This is a genomic window from Streptomyces sp. NBC_00178, from assembly GCF_036206005.1.
Taxonomy (GTDB): Bacteria; Actinomycetota; Actinomycetes; order Streptomycetales; family Streptomycetaceae; genus Streptomyces.
On the sequence record NZ_CP108143.1, the window covers coordinates 459,603 to 486,145 of the forward strand.

General features: G+C 71.7%; 21 protein-coding genes. 13 read left to right on the plus strand and 8 right to left on the minus strand.

The annotated features are described in order from the left end of the window. Positions 1-36: 36 nt before the first annotated feature. Positions 37-1,500: an L-fucose/L-arabinose isomerase family protein gene (locus tag OHT61_RS01850; protein ID WP_329034412.1), complete on the minus strand. Its 1,464-nt coding sequence runs from the start codon at positions 1,498-1,500 to the stop codon at positions 37-39. A gap of 928 nt (positions 1,501-2,428) precedes the next feature. Between OHT61_RS01850 and OHT61_RS01855 the strand changes: the two genes are divergently transcribed. Further along, positions 2,429-3,295, plus strand: coding sequence for an isocitrate lyase/PEP mutase family protein (locus OHT61_RS01855; protein ID WP_329034414.1), 867 nt, complete (start codon positions 2,429-2,431; stop codon positions 3,293-3,295). Positions 3,296-3,356: 61 nt separating this feature from the next. After that, positions 3,357-3,995, plus strand: a complete 639-nt coding sequence (locus OHT61_RS01860; protein ID WP_329034415.1) for a LysE family translocator — start codon at positions 3,357-3,359, stop codon at positions 3,993-3,995. Between the two features lie 109 nt (positions 3,996-4,104). Here the strand turns inward: OHT61_RS01860 and OHT61_RS01865 are convergent, their stop codons facing one another. Further along, the gene (locus OHT61_RS01865) at positions 4,105-4,656 is read right to left on the minus strand and encodes a DoxX family protein (RefSeq protein WP_329034416.1); all 552 of its coding nucleotides are present in this window, start codon (positions 4,654-4,656) and stop codon (positions 4,105-4,107) included. Positions 4,657-4,920: 264 nt separating this feature from the next. Here OHT61_RS01865 and OHT61_RS01870 point away from each other — a divergent pair, with 264 nt between their 5' ends. Next, entirely contained in the window at positions 4,921-7,233 is a 2,313-nt protein-coding gene (locus OHT61_RS01870) for an FUSC family protein (RefSeq protein ID WP_443049345.1), read from the plus strand. 57 nt (positions 7,234-7,290) lie between these two features. Here the strand turns inward: OHT61_RS01870 and OHT61_RS01875 are convergent, their stop codons facing one another. Beyond that, complete coding sequence (locus OHT61_RS01875; protein ID WP_329034420.1) at positions 7,291-7,548, minus strand: hypothetical protein; 258 nt, start codon at positions 7,546-7,548, stop codon at positions 7,291-7,293. 138 nt (positions 7,549-7,686) lie between these two features. On the opposite strand from OHT61_RS01875, the gene OHT61_RS01880 reads away from it, so the two are divergent. Continuing rightward, positions 7,687-8,163: a DUF6924 domain-containing protein gene (locus tag OHT61_RS01880; RefSeq protein WP_329034422.1), complete on the plus strand. Its 477-nt coding sequence runs from the start codon at positions 7,687-7,689 to the stop codon at positions 8,161-8,163. Positions 8,164-8,295: 132 nt separating this feature from the next. On the opposite strand, the gene OHT61_RS01885 is transcribed toward OHT61_RS01880, so the two are convergent. From OHT61_RS01885 to OHT61_RS01895, 3 genes are all read right to left on the minus strand, one after another. Continuing rightward, positions 8,296-9,096 carry a class I SAM-dependent methyltransferase gene (locus tag OHT61_RS01885; RefSeq protein ID WP_329034424.1) on the minus strand — a complete coding sequence of 267 codons (801 nt, stop codon included), beginning with the start codon at positions 9,094-9,096 and terminating at the stop codon, positions 8,296-8,298. Positions 9,097-9,304: 208 nt separating this feature from the next. Then, positions 9,305-10,393 (minus strand): polyprenyl synthetase family protein, encoded by a 1,089-nt coding sequence (locus OHT61_RS01890; RefSeq protein WP_329034427.1) that lies wholly within the window; start codon positions 10,391-10,393, stop codon positions 9,305-9,307. A gap of 422 nt (positions 10,394-10,815) precedes the next feature. Continuing rightward, positions 10,816-11,499 carry an alpha/beta fold hydrolase gene (locus OHT61_RS01895; protein ID WP_329034428.1) on the minus strand — a complete coding sequence of 228 codons (684 nt, stop codon included), beginning with the start codon at positions 11,497-11,499 and terminating at the stop codon, positions 10,816-10,818. A gap of 502 nt (positions 11,500-12,001) precedes the next feature. Here OHT61_RS01895 and OHT61_RS01900 point away from each other — a divergent pair. Next, a complete protein-coding gene (locus OHT61_RS01900; protein ID WP_329034430.1) occupies positions 12,002-12,361 on the plus strand; it encodes a UBP-type zinc finger domain-containing protein in 360 nt (119 codons plus the stop codon). A gap of 96 nt (positions 12,362-12,457) precedes the next feature. Here OHT61_RS01900 and OHT61_RS01905 read toward each other — a convergent pair whose 3' ends face one another. Then, the gene (locus OHT61_RS01905; RefSeq protein ID WP_329034432.1) at positions 12,458-13,087 is read right to left on the minus strand and encodes a TOPRIM nucleotidyl transferase/hydrolase domain-containing protein; all 630 of its coding nucleotides are present in this window, start codon (positions 13,085-13,087) and stop codon (positions 12,458-12,460) included. A 154-nt stretch (positions 13,088-13,241) separates the two neighbouring features. Between OHT61_RS01905 and OHT61_RS01910 the strand changes: the two genes are divergently transcribed. From OHT61_RS01910 to OHT61_RS01925, 4 genes are all read left to right on the plus strand, one after another. Next, the gene (locus OHT61_RS01910; protein ID WP_329034434.1) at positions 13,242-15,341 is read left to right on the plus strand and encodes a DUF4139 domain-containing protein; all 2,100 of its coding nucleotides are present in this window, start codon (positions 13,242-13,244) and stop codon (positions 15,339-15,341) included. Between the two features lie 7 nt (positions 15,342-15,348). Further along, positions 15,349-16,908 (plus strand): mucoidy inhibitor MuiA family protein, encoded by a 1,560-nt coding sequence (locus tag OHT61_RS01915; protein ID WP_329034436.1) that lies wholly within the window; start codon positions 15,349-15,351, stop codon positions 16,906-16,908. Between the two features lie 209 nt (positions 16,909-17,117). Further along, positions 17,118-18,038 carry an AEC family transporter gene (locus tag OHT61_RS01920; protein WP_329034437.1) on the plus strand — a complete coding sequence of 307 codons (921 nt, stop codon included), beginning with the start codon at positions 17,118-17,120 and terminating at the stop codon, positions 18,036-18,038. Positions 18,039-18,127: 89 nt separating this feature from the next. Then, the gene (locus tag OHT61_RS01925) at positions 18,128-18,487 is read left to right on the plus strand and encodes a DUF6204 family protein (protein ID WP_329034439.1); all 360 of its coding nucleotides are present in this window, start codon (positions 18,128-18,130) and stop codon (positions 18,485-18,487) included. A gap of 90 nt (positions 18,488-18,577) precedes the next feature. Here OHT61_RS01925 and OHT61_RS01930 read toward each other — a convergent pair whose 3' ends face one another. After that, positions 18,578-18,868, minus strand: coding sequence for a hypothetical protein (locus OHT61_RS01930; protein WP_329034440.1), 291 nt, complete (start codon positions 18,866-18,868; stop codon positions 18,578-18,580). Positions 18,869-19,389: 521 nt separating this feature from the next. On the opposite strand from OHT61_RS01930, the gene OHT61_RS01935 reads away from it, so the two are divergent. From OHT61_RS01935 to sbnB, 4 genes are read left to right on the plus strand one after another with little or no spacing between them, the layout of a single operon-like run. Further along, on the plus strand, positions 19,390-21,921 hold the full coding sequence (locus tag OHT61_RS01935; protein ID WP_329034442.1) for a Pls/PosA family non-ribosomal peptide synthetase: 2,532 nt from the start codon (positions 19,390-19,392) through the stop codon (positions 21,919-21,921). After that, positions 21,918-24,395, plus strand: a complete 2,478-nt coding sequence (locus tag OHT61_RS01940) for a non-ribosomal peptide synthetase (RefSeq protein WP_329034444.1) — start codon at positions 21,918-21,920, stop codon at positions 24,393-24,395. The genes OHT61_RS01935 and OHT61_RS01940 overlap by 4 nt, the downstream gene beginning before the upstream one ends. A gap of 27 nt (positions 24,396-24,422) precedes the next feature. Then, complete coding sequence (locus OHT61_RS01945) at positions 24,423-25,430, plus strand: TauD/TfdA family dioxygenase (RefSeq protein ID WP_329034446.1); 1,008 nt, start codon at positions 24,423-24,425, stop codon at positions 25,428-25,430. Further along, positions 25,427-26,497 carry a 2,3-diaminopropionate biosynthesis protein SbnB gene (sbnB, locus tag OHT61_RS01950; protein ID WP_329034448.1) on the plus strand — a complete coding sequence of 357 codons (1,071 nt, stop codon included), beginning with the start codon at positions 25,427-25,429 and terminating at the stop codon, positions 26,495-26,497. The genes OHT61_RS01945 and sbnB overlap by 4 nt, the downstream gene beginning before the upstream one ends. Positions 26,498-26,543: the final 46 nt, after the last annotated feature.

The following is a 26,543-nucleotide window of genomic DNA, read 5'->3' on the forward strand; positions in this document are numbered from 1 at the left end:
CGCTGGAGGCGGGCGCCGGACCGCAGGCCGCGATCGTCAGAGGACCTCGGTGCCGTCGACGAGGCGGAAGGGCAGGCCGAGCAGGTCGGCCGCAGCCCTCAGGTCCTTGGCCCGATGACCGGTGCACAGGGCCCAGTGGTGCCCGATTCCGGAGGCGGACCACGCATCCGTCCACTCACCGGGATCGACTCCGAAGTCGACGCGGGACGTGGTGTTGCCGATGGCCAGCAGCGGTCCCGGGACCACCTCGCCCTCCGAGGCGATGAAGACGAACGTACCGTCTGCCTCCTGCCCCAGGCCGAACGTGGTGACCGGTCCGTGGGTGACGTCGAACTCGACGCTCACGCCCCAGCCGCGCTTGCCGTGGTAGACACCCAGGCCGCGCAGCAGGGGGTCCGTGGAGCTGATGGCGAGGTGCGCCGGACCGTCGTGCCCCATCTCCACGACGCCGTCACGGAAGTTGAGGGCCTGCAGCTCGGTGAACGACCCCCCGGCACCGATGGTGTCCGCCACGAGCATCGCCAGGCTGGTGCGCAGTTCGTACTCCCCCGCGACCGGCAGTCCGCGGGCGGTGAGGAGGGATGCGCCGAGGATCATGCCCGCGCCGAGCCGTTCGTGCAGTTCGCCGTCCAGGCCCCGGTGGTAGTACGCCAGGCTGTCCAGGGCGAAGTCCTCGACCAGCCGGTCGAGACCCACCGAGACGCGGGCGGCCCAGTCGAAGTCCTCGGCATCGACGGAGTCGTCCAGTTGGAAGACCTCGCGGGCCAGCTCGACGCGCGCGGCGGCCTGCTGATCGGTGACCGCCGCGACGCGGACGCGCAGGTCGTCGAACTCGATGACCTCCATGTGGCCGCCCAACTGCGCGGAGACCAGGGTCATGTCCGTGGACACGTCGAGCATTCCCGGGTACAGGTGGCCCATCAGGCCGTGGCGGCCGTGGCGCAGCGCGGCGCGCACCCCGGCGGCGTTGATCCAGCGGCCGATGCGGGTCCACGCGTTCTCGTCGCGAAGGTGGCCGGAGACCGAGCGGAACGGGATGCCGCTGCGGCGGAAGACGTTGGCGACCTCGGGCAGCGGGCACTGCCCGCAGTAGGCGAGCCACTTGCCGGTGTCGAAGGTCGAGTGGTCCATCGCCTCGGCCGGCTGCAGATCGATGAGCAGCACCGGCGATCCGCTGCGCTGGGCTATCGGCAGGACCATCGACGAGGTCAGGTACGTCGTGAGGAAGGTGACGATGATGTCGCAGTCCGCGCGTCGCAGCACCTCCGCGGCTCCGGCCGCCTCCACCGGATCGGAGACGAATCCCGCGTCCGTGACCTCGCACCCCATGGATTCCAGACGGCGGGTGACGAATGCGGCGGATTCCTGAAGCTGCTCCAACAGGCCCGGAAACTGCGGCCAGTAAGCACCGAGACCACCGGAGACGAGACCCACCCGCGTCCGACGGCGGGTGATGCGCTCCAGTGCGGCGCTTGACGGAACGGCGGATGCGGCAACCATGCGTGCTTCCCTTCGAGGGGTTCTCTCGGTGGGACGTTAAACGCGGAAGTAGCACTTGAGCAAGGGTTTGAAACGAATCAATGAGGCTCACCGGAGGGGTGTCCCCGCGACGCGCGCGGCGTGGCGACCCCGGCCTGCCGCCTGTTCCCCGCAGCCGTCGACCGCCTCGCCTCGAAGAGCGTCCGGCCCTTGCGGCCGCGTCGGCTTCGCGCCGCCGGATGTCACGCTGAGCAACAGAAGGCGGCCGGCATCGACGCCCTTCGCACCGTCCGGAATCCGGCACGGGCGCTCCGAACCGGCGGGCGGCTTCGACGCGCGCGGACAACCGCGACACGCCCCCGGAAGGCGCCTCCGGGAGGCGCGTCCATCGCCTTTGCACATCCAGATGCAACCGCCACTCGCTCGGCGAATCGTCAGCGCCACGACTTAGGCCGACGGTTGAGCGGCAATTCTCCGAGTCGTGCGTCGTGTGCGGACGGGTGTTCTTGGTGACCGACTTCCATCGGGCCGTGTTCGGGAGCCCGGGAGCCGGCGGGAAGGCATGGTCGTCACACGTCCGTACCTGTGACCTGTACCTGGCTGACAGATCCGGAACAGAAACGGCGCAGGCACCGGGCCGACGACACGGAGCCCGGCAGGACGGCCGGTTGGGGCGAGCGTGTGTCCGCGCGAGGCGCGGCAACCGGACACGGGCCGTCGGCCCGCGCACCGCAGGGCCGGCCGCGCCGCGTGTCGGGGGGCGAAGCCCGCGCGGCGGCGATATACGTAGGAACGCACTCGCAAAGCGATCATGCAAACCGGGTGCGTGCGCCCGTCGTCGTGAACCGCCCCCCGAGGGCGGACCGTCTCGGCCTCGCGCCTCTCTCCCCTCCCACCGCCCCGAGCACCACCCGCCCCGTCCCTTCGCGGGGCGCGGCCAAGGAGAGTCATGCCGTACGGAAGCGCCCTGCGCCATCGCATCCACGCCCCCGGAACCACCCCGCTCGTCGGCATCTACGACATGTATTCCGCGTCGGTCGCGGCCCGCCACTACGACGGCTTCTTCGTGTCCGGCTTCGGGTTCGCCGCATCTCATTACGGACTGCCCGACATCGGTTTCATCGCCTGGCCGGACATGATCGGGTTCGCCGGGAGGCTCCGCCACGCCTTCCCCTCCCACCACCTGCTGGTCGACATCGACGACGGCTACGTCGACTCGGAGGTCGCCTGTCACGTGGTGCGGGAGCTGGAACGGATCGGGGCGTCGGGCGTCATCCTCGAGGACCAGAAGCGCCCGCGCCGCTGCGGGCACGCGGACGGCAAGACGGTGCTCCCCCTCGACGAGTACCTGGAGAAACTGAACCTCGTCCTGGAGAACCGAGGCGATCTCGTCGTCGTGGCGCGGACGGACGCGACCGAGGACGAGGACATCCTGCGCCGCGCCCGGGCGCTCGCCGAGACGGACGCCGACGTGGTGCTGGTCGACGGCGTACGCGACGTGGAGTGGATCCGCCGGATCCGGAAGGTCATCGACGGCAAGCCTCTGCTCTTCAACCAGATCGCCGGCGGCACGTCACCCAGGCTGTCCCTCACGGAACTCACCGAGCTCGAGTGCCAGGCGGCCATCTACAGCACCCCCTGTCTGTTCGCCGCGCACTCCGCGATCGACGCCGCACTCGGGGAACTGAAGGAGGCCGACGGGCGGCTGCCGGAGTTCGTCCCCGGCGTGTCGGTGGGCGTACGTGCCGCGACCGAACTGCTGGAGGGCAACATCAGCAGGCACCACCCGTCCCGGCCCCGGCGCGTGGGCGGGTGAGAAGGACAGCCGACGGAAAAGAGGCTGCGCGTGCACGCCTTGGCCGTGTTGGATGCGCTTCATGGTGTCTGTCGACCGGTTGCTGGCCTTCGCGGCCGTATCGCTCCTGCTGATCGTGGTTCCCGGCCCCAGCGTGCTGTTCGTGATCGGGCGCGCGCTCTCGCAGGGGCGCCGGGCCGCGCTGACCACGGTCGTGGGGAACACACTCGGGTCGTACGTGCTCGTCGTGGCCGTGGCGCTCGGTGTCGGGGCCGTCGTGGAACGCTCGGTCGTGGTCTTCATCTCGCTCAAGCTCTGTGGCGCGGCGTACCTCGTGTACCTGGGTGTGAAGGCGGTGCGTGAACGGGGTTCCCTCCACGCCTCGTTCACCGGTGGGGGCCCCGTCGGCGGAAGTCTGCGCACCTTGCTGGAGGGATTCGCAGTCGGCGTGGCCAATCCCAAGACCATCGTCTTCTTCGCCGCCGTACTCCCGCAGTTCGTCGAGCCGCGCCTCGGGCACGTCGCCGTCCAGATGCTGGTGCTCGGCCTGGTCTTCAACGCCCTCGCGCTGACCTGCGACAGCGCGTGGGGACTGATCGCCTCCACCACCCGCGACTGGTTCACGCATTCCCCTGAGCGGCTCGCCCGCGTGGGGGGAGTCGGCGGCCTGACGATGATCGGACTCGGCGTGACCGTCGCCGTGACGGGCCGCAAGGACTGAACCGCCTCCCGTCGATCCTGAGCGGGCCGGCGCAGGACGAGTACGAAGCCGGACGGACAGTGCCTGGCCGTGGGACGCCCCCGCACGGGGCATGCGGGAACATGGGCGGTCAGCCGATCGGCACGTGCTCCCGCACCGCGTGGCCGGCCGACCTCACTTCGTGCGCCCCGTCGGCCACTACGGCGTTCACGGTGTGACCGGCCTTCCGGGCGCTGCGAAGGCCGGCAGCGGCCGCGGCACGGGACCGGTAGGCGAGTGAGGGCTTTCCGTGGGTATCCGCCACCGCGATCAGCAGCCCGCCGAGGAGGGAGAGGTTCTTGGTGAACTGGACACGCTGACGCGCACGTTCGTCCGCGTCTTCGGCCTTCCACCAGGCATGTCCGGCGAGGGTCGTGGGCACGAGTGAGGCCGCCAGCGCGAGCGCGGACGCGCGGGGGAAGCGTCCGGTCGCCAGGAGGGCGCCGGCGCCGATCTGGACGGCGCTGTTGATCCGCACCAGCCGAACCGTGTCGCCCGGCAGCCTGGGAACACGCGCTGCGGCGAGCTGTGCGACCGGCTCGGCGGCCGGAGCCACGGAGTGCGGGTCGCGGAGCGTACGGAGTCCGCCGGAGATGAAGACGGAGGCGAGCAGGGGGCGGGCGGCTGTCCTCAGAATTGCCATGCTCCGCGCATGCCCGGGTTCATGCGGGACACTCACCCGGATTTCGGGCGATGCCGCAGGACACGGCGGCAGCGCGCGGTCGGTACGCGGAATCGGTCGCGGGTTCGGGCACGCGGGATCGAGTGAGTCCGGCCACGGGTGGGCGTCCGGACGGCGGGTGGGCGGGTGTGTGACCGGACCACGGGTGGGCGACCGGACAGCGGGCGCGGTTGCGGGACCGCGGCCCAGGGGCCCTGCCCTCCCCCGGGCATCGTCGGCCGTGCAATGCTGAGACGGGTACGAGGATCATGGCGGACCGGTGGAAACGGCAGGGTGAGGGCAGTGCGGCGGCGGGGCGGGGCCATCTGGGATCGGTTCGCGGCGTCGGATCCCGGGCTCCTACGGCTGACGGCCGGGGTCAGAACTGTCTCGGCGATCGCGCTCACGCTGGTGGCGCTCGTCATGTTCGACAGCGACGTCACGTACATGGTGGCCGGCGCGATGACGGCGATGACCGCCACCTTCGCGGTGAAGGACACGCTCGTACGCGACCAGGCGATCACCCTCGCACTGGGACTGCCGGTCGCCCTGGCGGCGACGTCGCTGGGGGCGTTCCTCACCTCGCAGGTCGTCCTGGGCGACCTGCTCTTCGTCGTCCTCATCTTCGGTGCCGTCTACTGCCGGAGATTCGGCGAACGCGGCACGGCACTGGGCCTCGTGGGCTTCCAGATCTACTTCCTCTCCCTGTTCGTGGGGGCGTCGGCAGCGACCCTGCCGACGCTCTGCGGGACCCTGGCCCTCGGGTTCGCGTGCAGCGCGGTGGTGAGGTTCGCCGTCGTCCCGGAGACGCCCCGCCGCGTGCTGACGCGTCTGCGCGACGCCTTCCGCACACGGCTCGCCCAGCTCGTGTCCATGCAGATACAGATGCTCGACGCCGATCCCGGTCAGCTGGAGAAGGTGCTCGACGACATGCGCCGTCGCACCGCGCGGCTGCACGAGGCGGCGCTGATGATTCAGGGTCGCCTGGGGGAGGGCACGAAGGACGCGGACAAGGCGGCACTGCTGCAACGACGTGTGGCGGAGGCCGAGATCGCGACGGAGCGGCTGGGCATGCTGCTGCTCAACGCCCGCAGTGCGGAGCGCGCGGACACCCTCACCCTCCATCTGCCGAACGCGCCCGTGCCGCTCACCGGGGACTGGCGGCCGGCGGAGGACGACGCGACCATCGCCCTGCGCCGCGACCTCGCCGCGCTTCACCTCCTGGTCGTCCGGCCCGCGTCGGGCGACGAGGGCACTGCGGTGGCCCACATACGCAACAGGCTGCTCGGTTACCGCGAGGAGGAGAGGCTTCCGGCCGCGTCCCCCGCCCTCCAGGACGCCTTCCGCGGCATCGGCGAGGCGGCGCGTTCCGTCCTGGGCCTGCGACTCGCGCTGGACGGGCCCCAGGACGAGTCGGACGACTCACCCGCGACCACCCGCTCCCGCGAGGAGTTCGACGCCGAGGACATCGCGCTCGCCACGTCGGACGAGGCCGGGGAGGACGACCGCACCGGGCTGCGGCGCCCCACCACCAGGGCGGCGTTCCAGGTGTCTGTGGGGTCCGTACTGGCGATCATCGGGGGCGAACTCCTCTCCAGCCAGCGTTGGTACTGGGCCGTGCTCACCTGCTGGGTGGTCTTCCTCAACACGGCATCCACCGGGGAGATCCTGGTCAAGGGGTACCGGAGACTCATCGGCACGGTGCTGGGCGCGGTGGCGGGTGTCGCCCTGGCGGGGGTGGTCGGGGGCCACACCTGGCTCGCGTTCGCGCTGGTGCTGGTCTTCATCTTCGCGATGTTCTTCACCGCTCCGCTGTCGTACGCGGTGATGTCCTTCTTCGTCACCGCGATGCTGGGGCTGCTGTACACCCTGCTGAACTCGTACAGCTTCGACGTGCTCGTCCTGCGTATCGAGGAGACGGCGATCGGTGCGGCCTGCGGCGTCGTCGCCGCCGTGCTCGTGCTGCCGGTGCACACCGACCGCCGTACGGACGAGTTGCTGGGGACGGTCCTGGACCGCCTGGGCGACGTCGCCTCCGCCGCGGTGGAGCAGCTGAGCGGCGGGCCCGCGTCCGATCTCCTCGGCAAGGCCCGTGACCTGGACACGGCCCTCGACGAACTCAGGGCTTCGACGACCCCTTTGACCTATCCGATCACTCCCCTGCGGGGCAGGCGGCAGACGGTCCGCTACCTGGTGGCGCTGCTGGAGACGTGCGCCTACCAGGCCCGCTCGCTGGCCGCGACGGCGGAGCTGCTGCCGCACAGCAGGACGATCGCAGCCGATCCCCGCCTGCACCGGGCCGGCCGTCGCATCGCCCACAACATCTCGGTACTGGCGGCGCACGTCGGGGACGAGGCGGCGGCAGGCGAGGTCCGGTCCGGCGCCAGCATCGCATCGACGCTGCGCGACGACGGCTCCGGCACCCCGGCGGCAGGCACGGTCACGTCCCGTGTGTTGCGGCACCTGCAGCGGCTCGACGAAGGCGTCGTGGGCCTCGCCCGCCCCCTGAACGTGCCCGTCGCCGATCGTCAGCCCGCCGCGAAGTCCGCGATCGGCTGACGGTGGATGTGCGGTGCCTTCGGATGGCGTTCCTCCTCCCGCGGCTGGGTACGGGCGTCACGTGTGGCCGGCGCCTGTGCCCCTACAGCTCGAAGTCCTGCGCCGGCTCGTCCCGGAGAACGCCGTGGAGCGCAGCACCTCAACCGGGCCGAAGGCGCCGGCGGTCCGGTCCGGGTATTCGACGGAGGGCGTGACGAGATGAACGGGCGCGAAGGAGAACGCATGCTCGGCCCGTCGCAGGAGGCCGGTGACCTGCATGTCGTTGACGCGCCGGCACGGATATCCCTCCAGCAGTTCCCCATAGGTCGTGGACATCCGCCTCATGTCCGTGATCCGCTTCCGATACCCGTCTCGTTCGGCAGGCCGGTCCCGCGAGCGCGGCGGGCAACGGCCCATGAGACAGTCGCGGGCACGGCTCACCGGTCGGCACGGACAAGCAGAGAAACAGGAGCCATGCGAACGTTGCCCGAGGTCACCCGCCGCGATGAATTCGATGCCCTGGTCGTCAGGACCGATCACAGCAGCGAGGAGTCGTGGCAGGCCGTCGCAGCGGCCCTTGCGGAGCCATGGGGTGATGAGCACTACGAACCGCGTGTCCACGTCATCGACGATCCGGCCTGGGGGGAAGCCTCCGTCGACGAGGTGCAAAGGACGCTCGGCGCCGATGAGGACCTGTGCGTCGTCTTCCTTGCCGACCGGGTGACGATGCGGTCCGAGCACCACCCGCTGCTGGCGGTCACCCTGCTGACCCGTGAGGAGTGCGTCGACGACGAGGACTACGAGCGACTGACGGAGTTCGGAGCTGAGTTCCGTACCGTCCCCGCAGGGATCCACGAGATCCACGCGAACCTGAGCATCGGCAACCTGGGCTTCGAGGAGTTCGCGGCATGGGCCCATGACGATCCCGAAGGGATTTTCCGGCACTGCTGACGCACACGCTGGGGCGTTCGTCGGCCGCCCACGCCCCCGACCGCGAGGCGTGGGCGGCCCGCGCCGGTCCGCGGGGATCGGCCGAGGCATGGCGGCGGGCGCAGGGCCGGTCAGTAAGCTGGGAACATCGTGTCACGGGCGCCGGCCCCACGCCGAGATCATCGGAGCCGTGGCCAGATCGAGCAGGCCGGTGGCGACGTTCGCCAGGTGGCGTTCGACCTCCTCGTCGGTGGCGATGCCCTCCCCCACCAGTCGGTCACGGATCTGGCGCACCGTCGCGTCCTCCAGCACCGCGCAGGCCGGCGAGGTGATCGGAAAGTACGCGTCGGCCTGCACATCCTCCAGGCCCGCCTCACGCAGTACCCGGGGCAGAGTCCGCCCGTACGCGAGGTCCGCGCCGCGCGCGGCCATGAGGGTACGGAAGCCGGACCGCAGCCGGTTGGCGAGCCGTTGCTCGGGCCCGGACTCGTCGGGGCACAGGAGCGGCTGCAGCGAAGGGTCCGCGTCCTCCAGGAGAAGGTGACCGCCCGGCCGCAGCGCACCAACCATCCTGCGCACCGCTTCGGCGCGGTCGGCGACGTGCACCAGGACCAGGCGGGCGTGGATCAGGTCGAACCGGCCGGGAGGCGGGTCCGCCGCCACGTCGTGGGCCAGGACCTCGATCGTGCCGTCGGCGATGTCCCGGATCCACGACACGTCGATGTCGGTGGCGGTCACCGAGCCTCCGGGGCCCACTCTCCGTGCCAGCTCCAGCGGGACGGAGGGCCCTCCCGCACCGACTTCCCAGCAGCGCGCACCGGGACCGATGCCGAGCCGGTCGACATGCCGGAAGGTGACCGGATCGAACAGCTCGGCGAGGGCTCCGAAGCGGACCCCCGCCTCCGACTGCGCGTTGTCCAGCAGATAGCCGTGACCGCTGCCGCTCTTCTCCATACGCCGATTCTGGCAGACCCGTCCGACTCGGCCCCGCCTGGCGGGCCTGCGGTCACGGCCGGTGCGCACCGGCCTCCACCGGCGAGCCCGCGGCCGGCACCCCGTGTCCAGGGAAGCGGTCCGCCGGTGGGGCTCCCGGGTGCGCTGCGGTCCCCCGCAGGAGCGTCCGGTCCGCAACGCAGGTGGCTGCCGCACAGCCCCGCACGGCTCACAGCACCCGCTCGACGCTCCACATCGGCAGGTATTCGAAGAACGCGACTGCCTCCTCGCGCCAGTGGGAGCGCCAGCCGGCCGCCTCGGCCGCCTCGCGCTCCGCACAGCGGCGCATCTCTGCCCGCATGGTCTCCTCGACTCCGTGGCGCCGTGCGATGGCGCGGACCGCCTCGATGGCGTCCTCGTCGCACGCGGGGTCGCCGAGGCAGGAGTCCAGCAGCGCCCTCTCCGCCCTGTCGGCCACTTCGAGAATGGCGTGCACGGTGTAGTTGCGGCGCCCGTCCCGGATGTCCGTCCCCGTCGGCTTGCCCATGGTCGTCGCGTCGCCGAACAGGTCCAGGTAGTCGTCACGCATCTGACCGCAGATGCCCGCGAGCATGGCGTAACGACGAAGTTCCTTCTCGAAGGCCGCCGGCTGGACACCGGCCGCCAGCAGACCCAGTTGCATGGGCGCGAGGGCCGAATAGCGCGCGCTCTTGAAGTCCGCGACCTGGTCCAGGATGTCCTTGCCCGGGGAGTCGGTGAAGTCGCGCTCCATGTCGACGATCTGACCGACGAAGGTCGCGGAGGCCGCCCTCGTCTGCACCTCGACCATCGCCTGACGTACGGCGAGCGGTGCTGGGGAGTCCAGCAGCACCTGGAGCGCCGAGGTCAGTGCGAGGTCACCGGCGAGCAGGGCGAGCCCGAGCGCGGCCTGGGGGTGGCCGGGAAACCTGTCCCGGTAGGCGTAGTAGGTCGAGGGACCGCCCCGGCGCGTGGGACTGTCGTCGATGATGTCGTCGTGCACGAGTGCGTGCGTCTGCAACAGTTCGATGCTGAGTGCTGCTTCGTCGAGCCCTTCGAGGGGCTGGTCCGTGACCAGGCGTGCCGCTTCGTAGAGCAGGGCGACCCGCATCCGCTTGCCGCCACGCAGCGACAGGTCTCTGAGGAGATCCACGGCCTCGGGCGTGAAACGACTGAACGACGGCGCCTCCAGCGTGTTGCCCAGTCGCTGGAAGTACGCCTCGAAGAGGTCCGGGAACCGGCGTTGGTATCCGGCCAGGCGGGACCGGATCTGCGCGGTCAGGGCGGCGGTGTCGGTCATCGGTTCTCCAGTTCCCGGGCTACGGAGGTCACGCTGCCAGACATCGGGGACCATGCGCGAACATCGTCCGTGCGACCGGCCCTTGTCCGGGCGATCACGCGCGGAGCCAGTTCGTGAGAGGCGGAAGGTCGTGGTACCGAGGTGGACGTACCGGCGCTTGCCGTGGAATCGCTCGGGCAGGTCACACCCATCCACCCCGGTCCGCGACCGGGGCGGAACCCCCCGATCAGCTGCCGGTGGTCCCGTCACCGGACGCAAGGCGTTGTGCAGAACGGCAGGAACGGCCGTAGCCGTTCCCCTCGGCTACACACTCGGACCACGCCGCCCCCTTGAGGGATGACGCCCCGGACGGACGGCAGGCACACGTCCACGGCTGTCGGGCGGGCCGCGGCCTCAGAGCTCGCCCGGAGAAGTTCTGGCTGCTAGGAGTGGGCCGCCTCGGCGAGGACACGGGCGAGTTCGCGAGGGCGGGTGACCATGGGCCAGTGACCCGAGTCGAGGTCCACGTACTCGACGTGCGCAGCGCGGGCGAGCTCGGGACTCTCGCCGGCGGCGATCCACCCCTCGGCCTGGGCGGGGGTGAACTCGGGACAGACGACCACGACGGGGACGTCGAAGCGGCGCTCGTCGGTCAGGCGCACGACTCCCCTGGCAACCGCCTCGGGGACGGGAACGGCGGAGGCCGCGAAGCGGTCCCGGGCCTGCCGGTCCAGGTCAGCGGCGTCCTCGCCCTCGAACGGACCCCACCCCGGGAAGGGCATGGCGCCGCCCTCGATCGCGAAGTGGTCGGCATAGGCTCGCCCGTCGGCGGCGGGGAACCCGCCGATCAAGGCGATCTTGGCCACCTTCTCCGGTCGCGCGTCGCCGGCCAGCCAGGCCAGGGTCGATGCTGCGGAGTGCCCTACCACCAGAGGCTTTCCGGGCACCGCGTCGATCGCGGCAAGCACTGCTGCCAGTTGGTCGTCGAGCGTCGCGGAGGCGGCGCCGTCACCCTGACCCGGGAGGGTGAGCGGCACCGGATGGTGGCCGAGCGTGGTGAGTTCGGGCACGACGTCGTCCCAGGCGGATCCGTCGAGCCACAAGCCGGCGATGAGCAGGATGTCCACGGCGGTTCTCCCTGGTAGTCGTCAGGTCGGGTTGCGAGCACGCTATCGGGAGGGTCTGACACCGGGCGCCGGTCGGACTGCGGTCTTCGAAAACTGCGGCTCGACCCGACCCAGCCCGGCGGGGGCTTTGCGGTCAGAGGATCCGCCTCAGCGCCCGAGGTGCGAACCTCGCCGATTCGCCGCTCCCGGGTCCGCGCACGCCGCGTGCACCCGCCGCGCGGGTACCGCACGCGCCACCGGGCCCGGCGCGGGCGCGGCGGTATCACTCTACGTGTTCACCGCCTTTCTTTCCGTCGCCGACGGGTGCCACCCGCCGAAGTCTGCCGGTCGGGTGTGCCGGCCGGCGTACAGCGAACCGGCGGCCCCGGGCTCCGCACCGCCCTGGGGTCCCCGCCCGACTCGACTCGCGGCCGGATGCCCGCAGGCGCAGCCTGGAGGAGGGGCCACCGCCCTCCGCCGGCCGGCGTGGGCCGTCCCGGCGCCCACCGTAGGAGGAGTGCAGGTGTCTGACGAACACATTCCGGGCATCAATCCGCAGGCGGCCCCGAGCGGTGAGGGCTGCGCCGACTGTCTGCACGGGGACGGGCCCGGCTGGTGGTTCCATCTACGGCGCTGTGCGGAGTGCGGGCACATAGGCTGCTGCGACACCTCGCCCTCCCAGCACGGCACGAAGCACTTCCAGGAGACCGGCCATGCCGTGGTCACCAGCTTCGAACCGGGAGAGAACTGGTACTACAACTTCGAGACTCAGCAGGTCTTCGACGGGCCGCCCCTCGCCTCACCGACCTCGCACCCGACCGGGCAGCCGGTTCCGGGGCCCGCGGGGTCCGTACCGTCCGAGTGGCAGCAGCGGCTGAACTGACGACGCCGGGGTGACGCCGTCGGGGCTTCGGGCTGCCGACCGCCTCCGCACCGCACACAGGCGGCGAGACCCGTGTGCCCGGGGGGCGTGCGGACGTCAGTCGCGCACGCGCAGAGCGGTGAGCAGATCGTCCAGGGGCGCGGGGGCACGCTCGGGTTCCAGGGCTTCGACGAGGACGCGACCGTACTGGATCTTGCGTCCCTTCTTCGTGCCGAGGAATCGCCGCAACTGCTGCTGTGAGGTGCGGCCCTGTTGTGCGGGCTGCCGCTGGAAGGTCTGGAGGGCACGCAAGTCGCCCTGCTCCTCGACGAGTTCCACCACCCGCGCGACTCCGAGGGCCCGGATCAGCTCATCCTCCAGATCCGCGGCGCAGACGAAGAAACCGTGCGATGCGGCGCCCGCGCGTTCCAGACCACGGGTGTAGAAGTCGCGCTCCGCCTCGTCGCACAGTCCCGTGAGGCGAAGGCCCAGGCAGGGCGGTCCCAGAAGGCGGGCGAACCGCCCCACGCTCATCGCGCCGCCCATGGGCAGCACACAGACACCCTCGTCGGCGAGGTCACGGCCGCGGCTCCCCGCCAGTGCGTCGACCGCGGCGGCGTCGCTGGGCCCCTCGAGCAGGACGACCGCCCGGACACAGAGCGTCCCGGCCAGCTCGCGCGCGGCTGCGCCGTCACTGCCGGCCGCCCATGCGGTGACAGCACTTCTGAACGCCACCATGTCGGTCACGGGCTGAGTCTCCGCCCTCGGCGGCGAGCACGCCAGGCAATTACCGCGGCGCGCCGCGACGTCCGGGCGTCCTGCCGGGCGCGTCAGCCGCGCCATCCACCCGCCGGCAGGGGGGCGTAGGCTTCGCTCCGTGCGGACGGGGGCGGATGATCATATGACGACCGAGACGGCTCAGAGGTGGGGTTCGGCCCTCGACTCCGTGGTGGTGTACGAGCAGGGGGCCCTGTGCCGCCGCCTCGCCCGGGGCAGCGTAGGGCCGTTCGGGACCGTGCGCGTGGTGGGGCTGCCCCGCTCCATGGACCCGGATTCCCTCCGGGTGCGGGTCCTGGGACCTGCCGGTGTCCGGGTGCGTGAGGCGCGGGTGGAGATCGAGGCCGAGTCGCCCGACCCCACCGCCCAGGACGGGTTGCGCGACGAGGTCGAGCGCCTGAGTGAGGCGTGCGCGGCGGCCCGGGGACGACGGGACCGCACGCTCGGTCTCATCGTGGAGATCGGGGCGCTGCGCCCGGTTCCGCCTCCCCGCAGGCGTGACGAGCCGCACCGGCGCACCCCGGTGGACGCCTGGCTGGAGCTCGGCTCCTTCGTGGACGACCGCCTGCGGGACCTGCACGACACGCTCGGGGAGCTGGAGGAGGCCGTGCGGCAGGCCGCGCACGCCCTCGACATCGCTCTCGACCGGCTGGCCCGTGCCTCCACGGACTCCGGAGCCGACGCCCCGTCAGCACATCTGCGCACGACCGTGTCGGCTGTCGTGACGGTCGACGTCGCGGACACCTGCGACGCGCGGACGGAGGTGGAACTCGAGGTGGAGTACGGAGTGCCGGGCGCGGTCTGGGTGCCCGCCTACCGGCTCGCGCACCGGCAGGGCGAACCCACCGGCCGTATGACCCTGCGCGCCTCGATCGCCCAGCGCACCGGCGAGGACTGGACCGGCGTGTCCGTGGGTCTGGCGACCGCTGATCTGCGCCGGGACAACGGGCTGCCGGAACTGCGCTCGATCCGCATCGGCCGTCGTCAGCCCTCCCCCGCGCCCTCGGGCTGGCGCGAGCCGCCGCCCGGACTCGGCGACCTGTTCGCCGGATACGACGTGGCCGGCCCTCGCCCGGCCACGTCGGCGGTGCCGGCGTCCGCGAAGGCCGGGGCCGCTCCGCTGCCGCCGCCGGTCCCGCAGGCCTACGGCGGCCCTCCTCCCGCTGCTCCGGGAGGCCCGGTTGCGGGCGGCCCGGTGGCTGCGGCGCCGGAGCTCTTCGCGGGCGGGGCGCCTGCCCCCGTTCAGCCCGGCCGGGCGCGTTCGGCCGGCAGGCCGGTCACGTCAGCCGCTCCCGTGGCACCCCAGGCTCCGGCCGGGATCGTGCCGCCCGGACCCCCGGCTCCGGGCGGGCCGGTGCCTTCCGCGCCCCGGATTCCCGAGTCGGGCCCGCCGCAGCCGCGTGCTGCCGATCTGGACTACGCCGCCCTCGTCCTGGCGGGGCCCGAGGAGCAAGGCGCGCGCAGGGGGCGCCTGTTCACCGGATCCCCCTCCGATCCGGTGGCCGCGGAGTACCGCAGGCGCGCCGGATCGGTGGCCGGTCTGCCGTTGCCCGGCCACGCCGTGCGGCCGCGGGAGTCGGCAGGCTCCTTCGACCACCGTTTCGACACCGCGTCGCGCGTCGACATCCCGTCGGACGGGACCTGGCACACCGTCACCATCGGCGAGATCCCGCTCGGCCTGGAGACGGAGTACCTGTGCGTCCCGTCGGTCGAGCAGGCGGTGTACGCCACGCTCGTCGTCTCCAACTCCACCGGCCAGGCCCTGCTGGCCGGGCCGGTGGAAGTCACCCTCGACGACGAGTTCCTGCTGACCACCGCGCTCCCCACGCTGGCACCCGGCGGCGTACGCAGAGTCGGGCTCGGACGCGCCGAAGGCATCGAGGTGACCCGGCGCACCTCCGTGCACGAGTCCACCTCGGGACTGCGCAACAACGTCACCGTGCTGGATCACCAGGTCCGTCTGGAACTGGCGAACAGGCTCACCCGGCCGGTCGTCCTCGAGGTCCGCGAGCGGGTGCCCGTCAGTTCCGAGGCGGACGTGCGTATCGAGGAGCGGGCAGGCTGGACCACCCCCGAGGAAGGGCCCGGGCCGGATCGTCATGCCCCGGGCACCCGCATCCGGCGGGTCGACCTGCCCGCCGGGGGCACGGCAGCGCTCGACGGCGGCTACGAGATCAGAATCCCGGCCGGCAAGGCCATCGTCGGCGGAAACCGCAGGAGCTGACCACCTCATGACCACCGCCCCGGAACCCATCGCCCTTCCGGTCACCGCCGTCACCTGCCTGGAGGACCGCGCGCACGTCGAGCGCTCCGCCGAGCTCGATCTGCAGGCGGGCGTCCAGCGGCTGCGTCTGGGGCCCGTCAGCGCCTTGGCTGTCGACCGCACCCTGCACGCCGAACTGACGGCCGAGCACCCGGCCTCCGTGCTCGACCTGCGGATCGTACGCACGTGGACGCCGCGCGAGCCGGTGCCGTCCGCCGACGACTCCGCCCTGCGTCTTCGGATACGGGCGCTCGAAGGGCGGCAGCTCGCGCTCGCCCGGCGCCGAGAGCGCCTTGAGACCCGGATCGACCTGCTCGACCGCCTGGCCGCCGATCTGCTGCGGGAGATCGGCGAGGGTGCCGGCCACGGGGAGACCGACCCGCCCCGCTGGGCCGGTGAACTGGACCGCCTGGACGGCGAGCGCGACACGGCCGGCGAACAACTACGCCTGGTGCAGAAGGAGATGGCCGAGGTTTCCGGTCATCTGGACGAGGTGCGGAGCGCGGTGAACGCTTCGGAGGGGGAACCCGCCGAGCTGACGGCGTACATCGAGCTGACCGTGGAGTCGGCTGCCGCCGGAGGGGTCGGACTGCGGTTGGGCCATCTCACCCCCTGTGCTCTGTGGCGTCCCGCCTACCGTGCGGTGCTGGACGGCGGCTCCGTGACTCTGGAGACCGACGCGATGGTCTGGCAACGCACCGGCGAGGACTGGTCGGACGTGCGGCTGACCCTGTCGACCGCGCGTTCCGCGCTCGCCGGAGATCCGCCGCGTCTCGCCGAGGACCGGCTGACACTCACGGACCGTTCCGCCGCGGACCGCCGCACCGTGGACGTCGAACTGCGCGAGGAGGAGACGGGGAACCTGCGCCCCGCCCCGGTGATCGGGTTGCCCGGGGTGGACGACGGCGGCGAGGCCCGGGTGCTGCGGGCTCCCGCCCCGGTGTCCGTACCCGGTGACGGGCGGGCCCACCGGGTACCGCTCTCCGCCTTCACGACGGCCGCGCGCAGTGAGTACGCGTGTGCGCCGGAGCTCTCCGCTCTGGTCACGAGGGTGGTGCGGTTCGACAACCTGGCCGGCCACGCCCTGCTCGCCGGGCCGGTGGACCTGGTCAGGGACAGCGGTTACAGCGGCCGCGGCACACTGGCGTTCACCGCCCCTGGCGCTTTTGTCGAACTGCCCTTCGGGAGCTGCGACGACCACCGTGTGGTCCGGCGGGCGGAGGAGTCTCGCGACACCACGGGCATCACCCAGCGGACCGTGGTCACGCGCACGGTACGCCTGCACATGTCGCGGTTCAGTGCCCCGGACGCACGGGGAGACAGGGTCGTCGCCCTGCGGGAGAGGATTCCGGTGTCCGAGGTCTCCTCCGTGGAGGTGCGGCTGCGCACGGAGTCCTGCTCGCCCGTGCCCGACGAGGTGGACGCCGAGGGCATCGTCCGCTGGGACGTCCCACTGCCGCCGGACGGCCACCGCACGGTCACCCTGGTCTACGAGGTGTCGGCGAGCGCCAAGGTCACCGGCCTCTGAGCCGGGGCGGCGGCCGGAGCGGGCCTCCACCACCCCGTCGCCGGGCAGTGCGCCCCGCGGCCCCGCTGTGGTTCCCGCGGACCGTTGCCCTTCTCGGCAGGGTGCGGCAACGGTCGGCCGGGAGGGAGGCCGTACCCCCGTGAGCAACCGCCCGGTGGGACGTCTCCGCTCCCGCCCTGCCCCCTTCGAACAGTGCACCGAGGAAAGAAATGCAGGGAGTTCTCACCGGTTTCGCGGTGATCGCCGTGGTCATAGCTGTCGGCTATCTGCTCGGCCGCCGCGGAAGTCTCGGTGACGACGCCCGAACGGTGCTGACCGGCCTCTCGTTCGGTGTCGCAACTCCCGCGCTGCTCTTCACGACGCTGGCGCACGCAGATCTGTCCGTCGTCCTCTCCGAGCGCCTCCTGGTCACCGCCGCCGGTACCGTGGCCGCCGCGTCCGTCTTCATCACCGTAGGACTCCTGCGGGGCTGGGGCACCGGACAGATCACCATCGGTGCCCTGTGCTCCAGTTACGTCAACGCGGGCAACCTCGGGATACCCGTCGCGGTCTACGTCCTGGGGGACGCGTCCCTCGTCGCGCCGGTGCTGCTGTTCCAGCAGATCGTGGTCACCCCGCTGGCGCTGACCGTCCTGGACCTGCAGCGCAACGGGGAACGGATCGCACTGTGGCGGCGGCTGACGACCCCGCTGCGCAATCCGATGGCCGTCGGTTCGCTGTCGGGTGTTGCCGTGGCGGCTTCCGGCTGGACCGTGCCGCAGCCGGCCCTGGAACCTCTCACGCTCATCGGGAACATGTCGGTCCCGGCGGTCCTGCTTGCTTTCGGCATCTCCCTGCGGGGAAGCGGCCTGCCGGCTCGGGGGGAGTACAAGCCGGCCATCGCCCTGTCCGCCGCGCTGAAGACGACCGCCCAGCCCCTCGTCGCCTGGGCGCTCGGGGCGGGCGTCTTCCATCTGCACGGGGCGGCCCTGCTGGACGTGGTCGTCACCGCCGCGCTCCCGGCAGCCCAGAACCTCTACACCTACGCTTCGCACTACCGCGTGGCCGAACAGCTCGCCCGGGATTCCATCCTCCTGTCCACCGCGTTCTCCGTACCGGCGCTGATCGCGATCGCCGCCCTCCTCGGATGACGGTCCGCGCCGCCCGCGCATCCCACGGGCGGACGTGGGCGCGGTTATTCCAGGCGACCCGGCAAGGGTGCGCTGGTTAAGCTCGGTGGATGAGCAACCGCACCTTCCGTGTCACCGTCCGCGGTGTCTTCGACAGCCTGACCGCCGAGCAGCGGGCGGAACTCCTGGCGCACGCCGACGAGCACGACGTCCTGCGCTCCGCCTTCACGGCCGAGGGCCACCTCACCTACGACGTGGCCGCACGAGCCGCCTTCACCTTCCGCTTCCTCGACTCGGGTGAAGAGGAGGAGGACATCCTGCCGGCGTCGGAGCGTGCCGAGGCCGCCGCGCGGGCGTGGCTGGCCGAGCGGGGTTACGGGTACAAGAACCTGCGGAGCAGCGCCGAGGACCTCTCCCAGGCTCCGCTGGGCAAGCGGCAGCGACGGGAAGCCGCCAAGAAGGGCATCTGACGCGGACGGACGCCCCGGCACGGCGCTCGCCCGGCGCCGGGGAACCCCCGGACAGCGCCTCGACCACACCCGGGGCGACCGGCGCCGGGATCACGGCCCGCAGGCCGTACCGGCGGCCTCGATGAGGCGGCGTTGCACGTCCTCCACCAGGTTTCGCAGCCGGCCCGGCCCGACTCCTTCCTGCGCCATCCACCGGTCCAGGCCCGGACGCAGATGCGGCGCCATCCGGAGGCCGTGGCGGCGCAGGACCGAACGGCGGACCGAGATGTCCTCCTGGATCTCCCTGCGGAGGTCATCGGTCCACCCCTGGCTGCGGTCCGCCGCGTCCAAGGGGGCCTTGAGAGCGGCTACCGCTTCACCGAGAGCCGTCAGCAGCTCCATCCATGCCTCCGGCCGGTCGTGGGCGATGCCCCGGGGCGTTCGGCTTCGGGGTCGCCAGTATCCCCCAACAGGGCATCCGGCGAGGGGAGTCGAGGGTGATCCTGCCGTCGGGCGCCGGGCGGTCGGGCATCAGGCGGGGTGACCGGGCCATGCCGGCCAGTGCCCGAGTGCGGGACGCGGCATGCTCTGGTGCGGGACACGGCGTGCACGGCTGACGCCTGACCGTGTCAGTGGCCGGTCGCCCGTACGGCGTCCCCAGGACCCGACCGGACCCCCTTGCAAGGAATGTCAGATTTCTCCCGTTCTGGCCAAACTTTCGCCCTTCTCGCATCGAATGCCTGGTAGACAGCGCCGCGCCTGACCGCACCGAGTCGGTTCGACCAGGTACGCATCCGGTCGCGGAAGGCAACCGTCCGTGATCCCACGGGCTTGCCGGTTCCTCCGGCGGCCCGGGCCCACGGCGGCCCGTCGTCGCCGGAACCACACGCGGCATCACCGAGGAATCTCGCGAGGGAGTTCCCATGACCGCAAAGCAGGTCGCCACGCTCGCCCCTCCGCCCCGGGGCGCACCGCCCCGCGACGGCACACCGTGCGCGGGTGTCGAGGCGGATCTCGCCGAGGTGCTGGCCGAGGTCATGCACCTGGACCGGGTGGCGGCCGACAGTGCGTTCTTCGACGACCTGGGCGCGGATTCCCTGGTGATGGCTCACTTCTGCGCACGCTTGAGGAAACGCGCGGACCTTCCGTCGGTGTCGATGCGGGACGTCTACGCCCACCCCACCATCAAAGGTCTGGCCGCGGCCATGACGGCCGTCGCCCCTCCCGCCCCGGCCGGTCCGGCACCCGCCGCTCCGCCCGCCGCGGCCGCGCCCGCCGTCACCGGCCGCCCGAGGTACGTCCTGTGCGGGGCACTCCAGCTGCTGGCCTTCCTCGTCTACTCGTGCCTCGTCGGTGTCATCGGGGTCCAGGGCTACGAGTGGATATCCGCCGGTTCCGGAGTGCTCGACGTGTATCTGCGCTCGGTCGTCTTCGGCGTGCTGGTGTTCCTGGCGCTGTCGCTCCTGCCGATCGTGGCCAAGTGGCTCCTCGTGGGGCGCTGGAAGCCCGCCCGGATCCGTGTCTGGAGCGCGGCGTACTTCCGGCTGTGGATCGTCAAGACGCTCGTGCGCTCCGACCCGCTCGTGCTGTTCGTGGGCTCGCCGGTCTACACGCTCTACCTGCGGGCGCTGGGAGCCCGGATCGGGCCCGGCGCGGCGGTCTTCTCCCGTCACGTGCCCCTCTGCACCGATCTGCTGTCGGTGGGGGAATCCGCGGTCATCCGCAAGGACTCCTATTTCTCCTGCTACCGCGCGCGTGACGGCGTGATCGAGACCGGCGCCGTCACGCTGGGGAAGGACGCCGTGGTCGCCGAGGCATCGGTGCTCGACATCGGGACGGCCCTCGGCGACGGCGCCCGGCTGGCGCACGCGTCCTCCCTGCACAGCGGTCAGACGGTACCCGCCGGTGAGCACTGGCACGGTTCGCCGGGACAGCGCGCCGGCACCGCCTACGAGGTGGTGGAGGACGTGCCCTGCGGGCCCGTGCGGAGGTCGCTCCACAGCGTCGCGCAGCTGCTGGCGGCCCTGCTGGTCTATCTGCCGCTGGCGGTCGGCGGGATCGGGATCCTGCTCGCCGAGGTGCCCCAGCTCTCCGCGGTGCTGGAGCCGGGTCCGTCGATCCTCACGTCGTGGGTGTTCTACCGCGATGCCCTGTTCGCCTCGTTCGCCCTGCTCTTCGTGATCGCGCCGCTCGGCTTCCTCGTGCTCGCCGTCGTCCCCAGGCTGCTCGGCCGGGCCATCGTGCCGGACAGGGTCTATCCGCTCTACGGCTTCCATTACGGGGTTCACCGCGCGATCACCCTGCTGACCAACCGCCGCTTCCTCACACGTCTGTTCGGCGACAGCTCGGCCATCGTCCCGTACCTGCGGCTGCTCGGGTACGACCTCTCCCGGGTGGAGCAGACGGGTTCGAACTTCGGAACCGAGGTGAAGCACGAGACGCCCTACCTGAGCACGGTCGGGACCGGGACGATGGTCGCCGACGGGCTGTCGGTCAACAACGCCGAGTTCTCCAGCACGTCCTTCCGGGTCTCCCGTACGGCGATCGGTCCGCAGAACTTCCTGGGCAACAGGATCGCCTACCCCTCGCGGGGCCGGACCGGGGCCGACTGCCTGCTCGCGACCAAGGTCATGGTCCCCGTGGACGGCAGGGTGAGGGAGGGCGTCGGCCTCCTGGGCTCGCCCGCCTTCGAGATTCCCCGGTCGGTGCGGCGCGACAGCAGCTTCGACCGTATGAAGAGCGGCGAGGGACTGCGGACCGGCCTGGCCGCCAAGAACAGGCACAACGCCGCCACGATGGGCCTGTACCTGCTCGCCCGCTGGACCTACGCGTTCCTCGTCACGCTGGTCGTGGCCGGCTCCGCCGAGCTCTACACCTCGGTCGGCACCGTGGCGTTCGCGCTGGGCAACGTCCTCGTGGTGCTCGTCAGCGCCGCGTACTTCGTCCTCGTGGAGCGCGCGGTGACGGCCTTCCACCCGCCGGCTCCGCTGTTCTGCTCCATCTACGACCTGCGTTTCTGGCGGCGCGAGCGCTTCTGGAAGGTGCCGTCGGAGATCTATCTCCAGCTCTTCAACGGCACCCCCTTCAAGAACGTGATGTGGCGCCTGCTGGGCGTACGCATCGGGCGCAGGGTCTTCGACGACGGCTGCCACCTGACGGAGCGCACGATGGTGTCCATCGGGAGCGGCTCCACGCTCAACACGGGGAGCGTCGTGCAGTGCCACTCGCAGGAGGACGGCGCCTTCAAGTCCGACCGCTCCGCGATCGGCTCCGGCTGCACGCTCGGTGTGGGTGCCTTCGTGCACTACGGCGTCACGGTGGGCGACGGGGCGGTGCTCGCGCCCGACTCCTTCCTCATGAAGGGCGAGTCGGTCCCGGACGACAGCCAGTGGGGCGGCAACCCCGCCCGCCGGATGGAACGGGTGGCCGCCCGGGGCGAGGAGGCGACGCGATGAACACGCCCGCACACACCGGTGAGGAGTACTGGCGTGAGGTGCTCTCGGCAGGAGGCTCTTCCGCGGTGGCCCCGTGGACGCACGCCCCGAAGCCCGGAACAGCCGTGGCCGAGGCCGTCGTGCCCGCCGGGCTCGTCGACACCTTGGACGGACTCACGACCTCGATGCGGGTCTCCCGCACGGCGCCGCTGCTCGCCGCGCACGCCCGGGTGCTGAGCACGCTGACCGGGGAGTCGGGCGTCACCACGGGCTACGTCGCGGATGCGGCGGCCGGACCGTTGCCCTGCCGGCTGACCACCGGCACCGGCACGTGGCGCACCCTGGTGGTCCACGCGGACCAGGTCGAGTCGGAGCTTCTGGCCCACCGGGACTTCCCCGTGGAGGCGCTCCGGAAGGAGCTGGGCCTGCCCGCCGCCGCACCCCCGACCGTGCTCGATCCGGGGGACGGCTGCGGACCGGTGCGGGGCTGCGCGCTCCACGTCTCGTTCGTACGACGTGGCACCGCCGGCATCCTGCGGCTGAGGTATGGGACCGACGTCGTCGACGACGCGTACGCGAACCGGATCCTCGGCTACCACCTCGCCGCTCTCGGATCGATCGCCGCAGCTCCCGACGCGGCACACGGGCGCCGCAGCCTGCTCTCCCCCGACGAGGTCCGCCACCAGGTGGACGGGCTCGCCGGCCCGCGCCGTGAGCTGCCGGACCTGCGCTTCCACGAACTGTTCGAACAGCGGGTGCGCGCCCATCCGGACCGTGTCGCGGCCGTCCAGGGCGAGCGGCAGTGGACGTACCGGCAGCTCGACGAGCGTGCCGACCGGGTGGCACACGCCCTCGTCGGAGAAGGTCTCGGCCGGCAGGACGTCGTCGCGGTCGTGGCGGAACGCGATCTGGAGTGGCTGGCCGCGGTCGTGGCGGTGTTCAAGGCCGGCGGTGTCTACCTGCCGGTGGAACCGCACTTCCCGGCCGGCCGGATCACCGCCATGCTGACCCGCGCGGACTGCCGGCTGGTGCTCACCGAACCCGGCAGCACCGCGAGCCTCGACCGGGCCACGCGGTCCCTGCCGGCGGTACGCACCTTCCGCATCGGCGCACTCTGCGAGGACGGCGACTCCTCAGGTCCCCGCGTTCCGGTCGCGGCCGGAGACCCGGCGTACGTCTTCTTCACCTCCGGATCGACCGGCGAGCCCAAGGGCGCGATGGTCGAGCACGCCGGAATGCTGAACCACCTCCTCGCGAAGACCGCCGATCTGGAGATCGGCGAGGCCGACGTGGTCGCCCAGACCGCGCCGCAGTGCTTCGACATCTCCGTATGGCAGCTCCTGTCCGCCCTCCTGACCGGCGGACGCACGCTCCTGGTCGGCCAGGACGCGGTCCTCGACGTGGGGCGGTTCGTCGGCACACTGGCCGAGGGGGGTGTGACGGTGCTCCAGGTCGTCCCGTCGTACCTCGACGCCGTCCTCGCCTTCCTGGAGCGGCACCCGCGCGAACTGCCCGACCTGCGCCGTGTCTGCGTCACCGGCGAAGCCCTCAAGAAGGACCTCGTCCGGCGCTGGTTCACCGCCATGCCCGGCATCCCGCTGGTCAACGCGTACGGCCTGACCGAGACGTCCGACGACACGAACCACGCGGTCATGCACCGGGTCCCGGACACGGCCGGCGTCCCGATCGGCCGGCCGGTCGCGAACGTGCGGGTCTACCTCGTCGACGAGCACCTCTCCCCGGTCCCGCTGGGCGCCCCGGGGCAGATCGCCTTCTCCGGTGTCTGCGTCGGCCGCGGCTACATCAACGACCCCGAACGGACCCGGGCGGCGTTCCTGTGCGATCCGCACCGCCCGGGCGAGCGCCTTCACCTCGGTGGTGACTACAGCAGGTGGCTTCCGGACGGGCAGCTGGAGTTCCTCGGCCGCCGGGACGCGCAGGTCAAGATCAACGGCTTCCGGATCGAGACCGGCGAGGTCGAGAACGCGCTCGTGCGGACGCCCGGTGTGCGCGACGCGGCCGTGGTGGTCACCGGGGAGGGCGGCCGGGGACGGCGGCTGGCCGCCTTCTACACCGGCGAGCGCGCACCGGACGCCGCGGCGTTGCGGGACCGGCTCGCCGGGACACTGCCCGCCTACATGGTTCCGTCGGCCCTCCACCGGCTGGACACCCTGCCCCTGACCGCCAACGGCAAGGTCGACCGTCGCGAACTGTCCGCGCGCGCGATCACGCCGGACGCGACCGCCACCGGCGAGGACGACGGCCTTCCCTGCACTCCCACCGAAGAGCGGCTGGCCGCGGCGTGGGCCGACGTGCTCGGTGTTCCCCGGGGCCTCGTGGGCCGCCGGGACAACTTCTTCGACCGCGGAGGCACCTCGCTCTCGGCGGTCGGGGTCGCGATCTCCCTGGACAGGGAGGTCTCGCTCAAGGATCTCGTGCGCCACCCCGTACTCGCCGACCTGGCCTCACTCGTGGACGAACGTTCCGCCTCGTGAACCGATCACAACACCGAGGAGATCACGATGACTTCCCTGGACACGACCCTCCGACCGCTCGACGTACGGCGTGAGCCCGGCAGCCCGGCGCTGCTGCGGGTCACGGAGACCGGCGGCCCGGCCGAATGGGCGGCGGGATCCCGCGACGGGCTGCGTGCCGCACTCGCGGAGCACGGCGCCGTCCTGGTCCGCGGGCTGGGTCTGCGCGACGCGGACGGTGTCGCCGAGGTGCTGCGCGGGCTGGCCCTCGAGCCGGTGACCGAGCGGGAGGCGTTCGCCGCCCGCCGGACGTACTCCCCCGGCGTCTACTCGTCGTCCGTGTGGCCCCCCAACCAGCCGATGTGCATGCACCACGAACTGAGCTACACGCTCGGCTTCCCCGGACTGCTGCTCTTCGCCTGCCTCTCGGAACCCACCGTGGGCGGAGCGACCTGCCTCGCCGACGCCGCGGACGTCCTCGGCGACCTGCCGGCCGGACTGACCGAGCGGTTCGAGCGCGAGGGCTGGCTCCTGACCCGCAGCTACAACGGCGAGATAGGGGCCACGGTGACGGAGGCGTTCGGGACCGACGACAGGGAGACCGTCGAGCGGTACTGCCGGGGGCAGGGCATCTCCTGCGACTGGCAGCCCGACGGCGGGCTGCGCACCGTCCAGCACCGCGCCGCGGTGGTCTCCCACCCTGCCGACGGACGTCGCTGCTGGTTCAACCAGATCGCCTTCCTCAACGAGTGGACGCTGGCACCCGAGGTGCGGGAGTACCTGGTGGACGAGTACGGGCCGGACGGGCTCCCCTTCAACACGCGTCACGGAAACGGCGACCCCATCGGCGAGGACGTCGTCCGGACCGTCAACGCGGTCTACGAGAAGCACACCGTGCGCAGGCCCTGGGAGGCGGGAGACCTGCTCCTCGCCGACAACGTACGCACCGCGCACAGCCGGGAGGCGTACGAGGGGCCCCGCGACGTCGTCGTCGCCATGGCCGCTCCCGCGCGCCCGGACACCTGGGCGCCGGCGATCCAGGAGGAACCGCGATGAACAGGGACCAGGACACCGTCACGGCATCCGCCGCAGCCGGGGACGCCACCGTGCCGTCGTTCGCCGTGATCCCAGGCAGCCAGGTCCGCCATGCCCTCGACGGTCGCGAGAAGGAGATCGTGGAGGTGGTCGAGGCCGCCTACCGGCTGCACGGCGCCGGACGGACCGTCAACCCGCCGTCCTCCTTCCTGCGCTTCCCCGACCGCCCGGCCTCCCGGATGATCGCGCTGCCCGCCTCCCTCGGCGGCGACGCGCCGGTCGACGGGCTGAAGTGGATCTCCAGCTTCCCGGCGAACGTGCGCTCCGGCGTCCCCCGGGCCTCGGCCGTGCTGATCCTCAACGATCCCGTCACCGGCTACCCGTTCGCCTGCCTGGAGAGCTCGATCATCAGCGCGACCAGGACGGCCGCCTCCGCCGCGTCGGCCGCCGACCGGCTCAGCCGCGACCGGCCGCGCCCGACGCGCGTCGGGTTCTTCGGGACGGGCCTGATCGCCCGCTACATCCACACGTTCCTCGAAGGTTCGGGCTGGTCGTTCGACGACGTCGGGATCTACGACCTTTCCGCGGACAGCGCGGCCGGGTTCCGCCTCTACGTGGAGCAGTCCGGTGGCGCCGGCGCCGTCACCGTGCACCACGATCCGGAGGAACTGATCCGCACGAGTGATCTCGTGGTCTTCGCGACCGTGGCCGCGGAGCCCCATGTGCACGATCCGGCGTGGTTCGACCACAACCCCGTGGTGCTGCACGTGTCGTTGCGGGACCTCTCTCCGCAGGTCCTGCTCGCCGCCACCAACGTCGTGGACGACATCGAGCACTGCCTGCGGGCGGCCACCTCCCCCCATCTGACCGAACAGCTCACCGGGAACCGGGACTTCGTGCTCGGCACCCTGGACGACGTGATGGCGGGGCGGGTGACTCCGGCGAGGGACCGGCCGGTGGTCTTCTCACCCTTCGGCCTCGGGGTGCTCGATCTCGCGGTCGGGAGCTACGTCTACGACCGGGTCGCACGCTCCGGCGAACTCGGCGTCGTCGACGACTTCTTCCACGAACGGCGCCGCTACGGATGACGACGGCCGCAGGCCCCGGACCGGGGCCCTGCCACCGCCACACATC

Excerpts from the sequence above, each read along its gene's own strand:
- OHT61_RS01890 (WP_329034427.1), bottom strand. The coding sequence starts at position 10,393 with ATGACCGACACCGCCGCCCTGACCGCGCAGATCCGGTCCCGCCTGGCC.
- OHT61_RS01910 (WP_329034434.1), top strand. The coding sequence starts at position 13,242 with ATGACGACCGAGACGGCTCAGAGGTGGGGTTCGGCCCTCGACTCCGTG.
- OHT61_RS01865 (WP_329034416.1), bottom strand. The coding sequence starts at position 4,656 with ATGGCAATTCTGAGGACAGCCGCCCGCCCCCTGCTCGCCTCCGTCTTC.
- OHT61_RS01875 (WP_329034420.1), bottom strand. The coding sequence starts at position 7,548 with ATGTCCACGACCTATGGGGAACTGCTGGAGGGATATCCGTGCCGGCGC.
- OHT61_RS01930 (WP_329034440.1), bottom strand. The coding sequence starts at position 18,868 with ATGGAGCTGCTGACGGCTCTCGGTGAAGCGGTAGCCGCTCTCAAGGCC.
- OHT61_RS01855 (WP_329034414.1), top strand. The coding sequence starts at position 2,429 with ATGCCGTACGGAAGCGCCCTGCGCCATCGCATCCACGCCCCCGGAACC.
- OHT61_RS01915 (WP_329034436.1), top strand. The coding sequence starts at position 15,349 with ATGACCACCGCCCCGGAACCCATCGCCCTTCCGGTCACCGCCGTCACC.
- OHT61_RS01870 (WP_443049345.1), top strand. The coding sequence starts at position 4,921 with ATGCTGAGACGGGTACGAGGATCATGGCGGACCGGTGGAAACGGCAGG.
- OHT61_RS01860 (WP_329034415.1), top strand. The coding sequence starts at position 3,357 with ATGGTGTCTGTCGACCGGTTGCTGGCCTTCGCGGCCGTATCGCTCCTG.
- OHT61_RS01940 (WP_329034444.1), top strand. The coding sequence starts at position 21,918 with ATGAACACGCCCGCACACACCGGTGAGGAGTACTGGCGTGAGGTGCTC.
- OHT61_RS01945 (WP_329034446.1), top strand. The coding sequence starts at position 24,423 with ATGACTTCCCTGGACACGACCCTCCGACCGCTCGACGTACGGCGTGAG.
- OHT61_RS01880 (WP_329034422.1), top strand. The coding sequence starts at position 7,687 with ATGCGAACGTTGCCCGAGGTCACCCGCCGCGATGAATTCGATGCCCTG.
- OHT61_RS01925 (WP_329034439.1), top strand. The coding sequence starts at position 18,128 with ATGAGCAACCGCACCTTCCGTGTCACCGTCCGCGGTGTCTTCGACAGC.
- OHT61_RS01850 (WP_329034412.1), bottom strand. The coding sequence starts at position 1,500 with ATGGTTGCCGCATCCGCCGTTCCGTCAAGCGCCGCACTGGAGCGCATC.
- sbnB (WP_329034448.1), top strand. The coding sequence starts at position 25,427 with ATGAACAGGGACCAGGACACCGTCACGGCATCCGCCGCAGCCGGGGAC.
- OHT61_RS01935 (WP_329034442.1), top strand. The coding sequence starts at position 19,390 with ATGACCGCAAAGCAGGTCGCCACGCTCGCCCCTCCGCCCCGGGGCGCA.
- OHT61_RS01885 (WP_329034424.1), bottom strand. The coding sequence starts at position 9,096 with ATGGAGAAGAGCGGCAGCGGTCACGGCTATCTGCTGGACAACGCGCAG.
- OHT61_RS01920 (WP_329034437.1), top strand. The coding sequence starts at position 17,118 with ATGCAGGGAGTTCTCACCGGTTTCGCGGTGATCGCCGTGGTCATAGCT.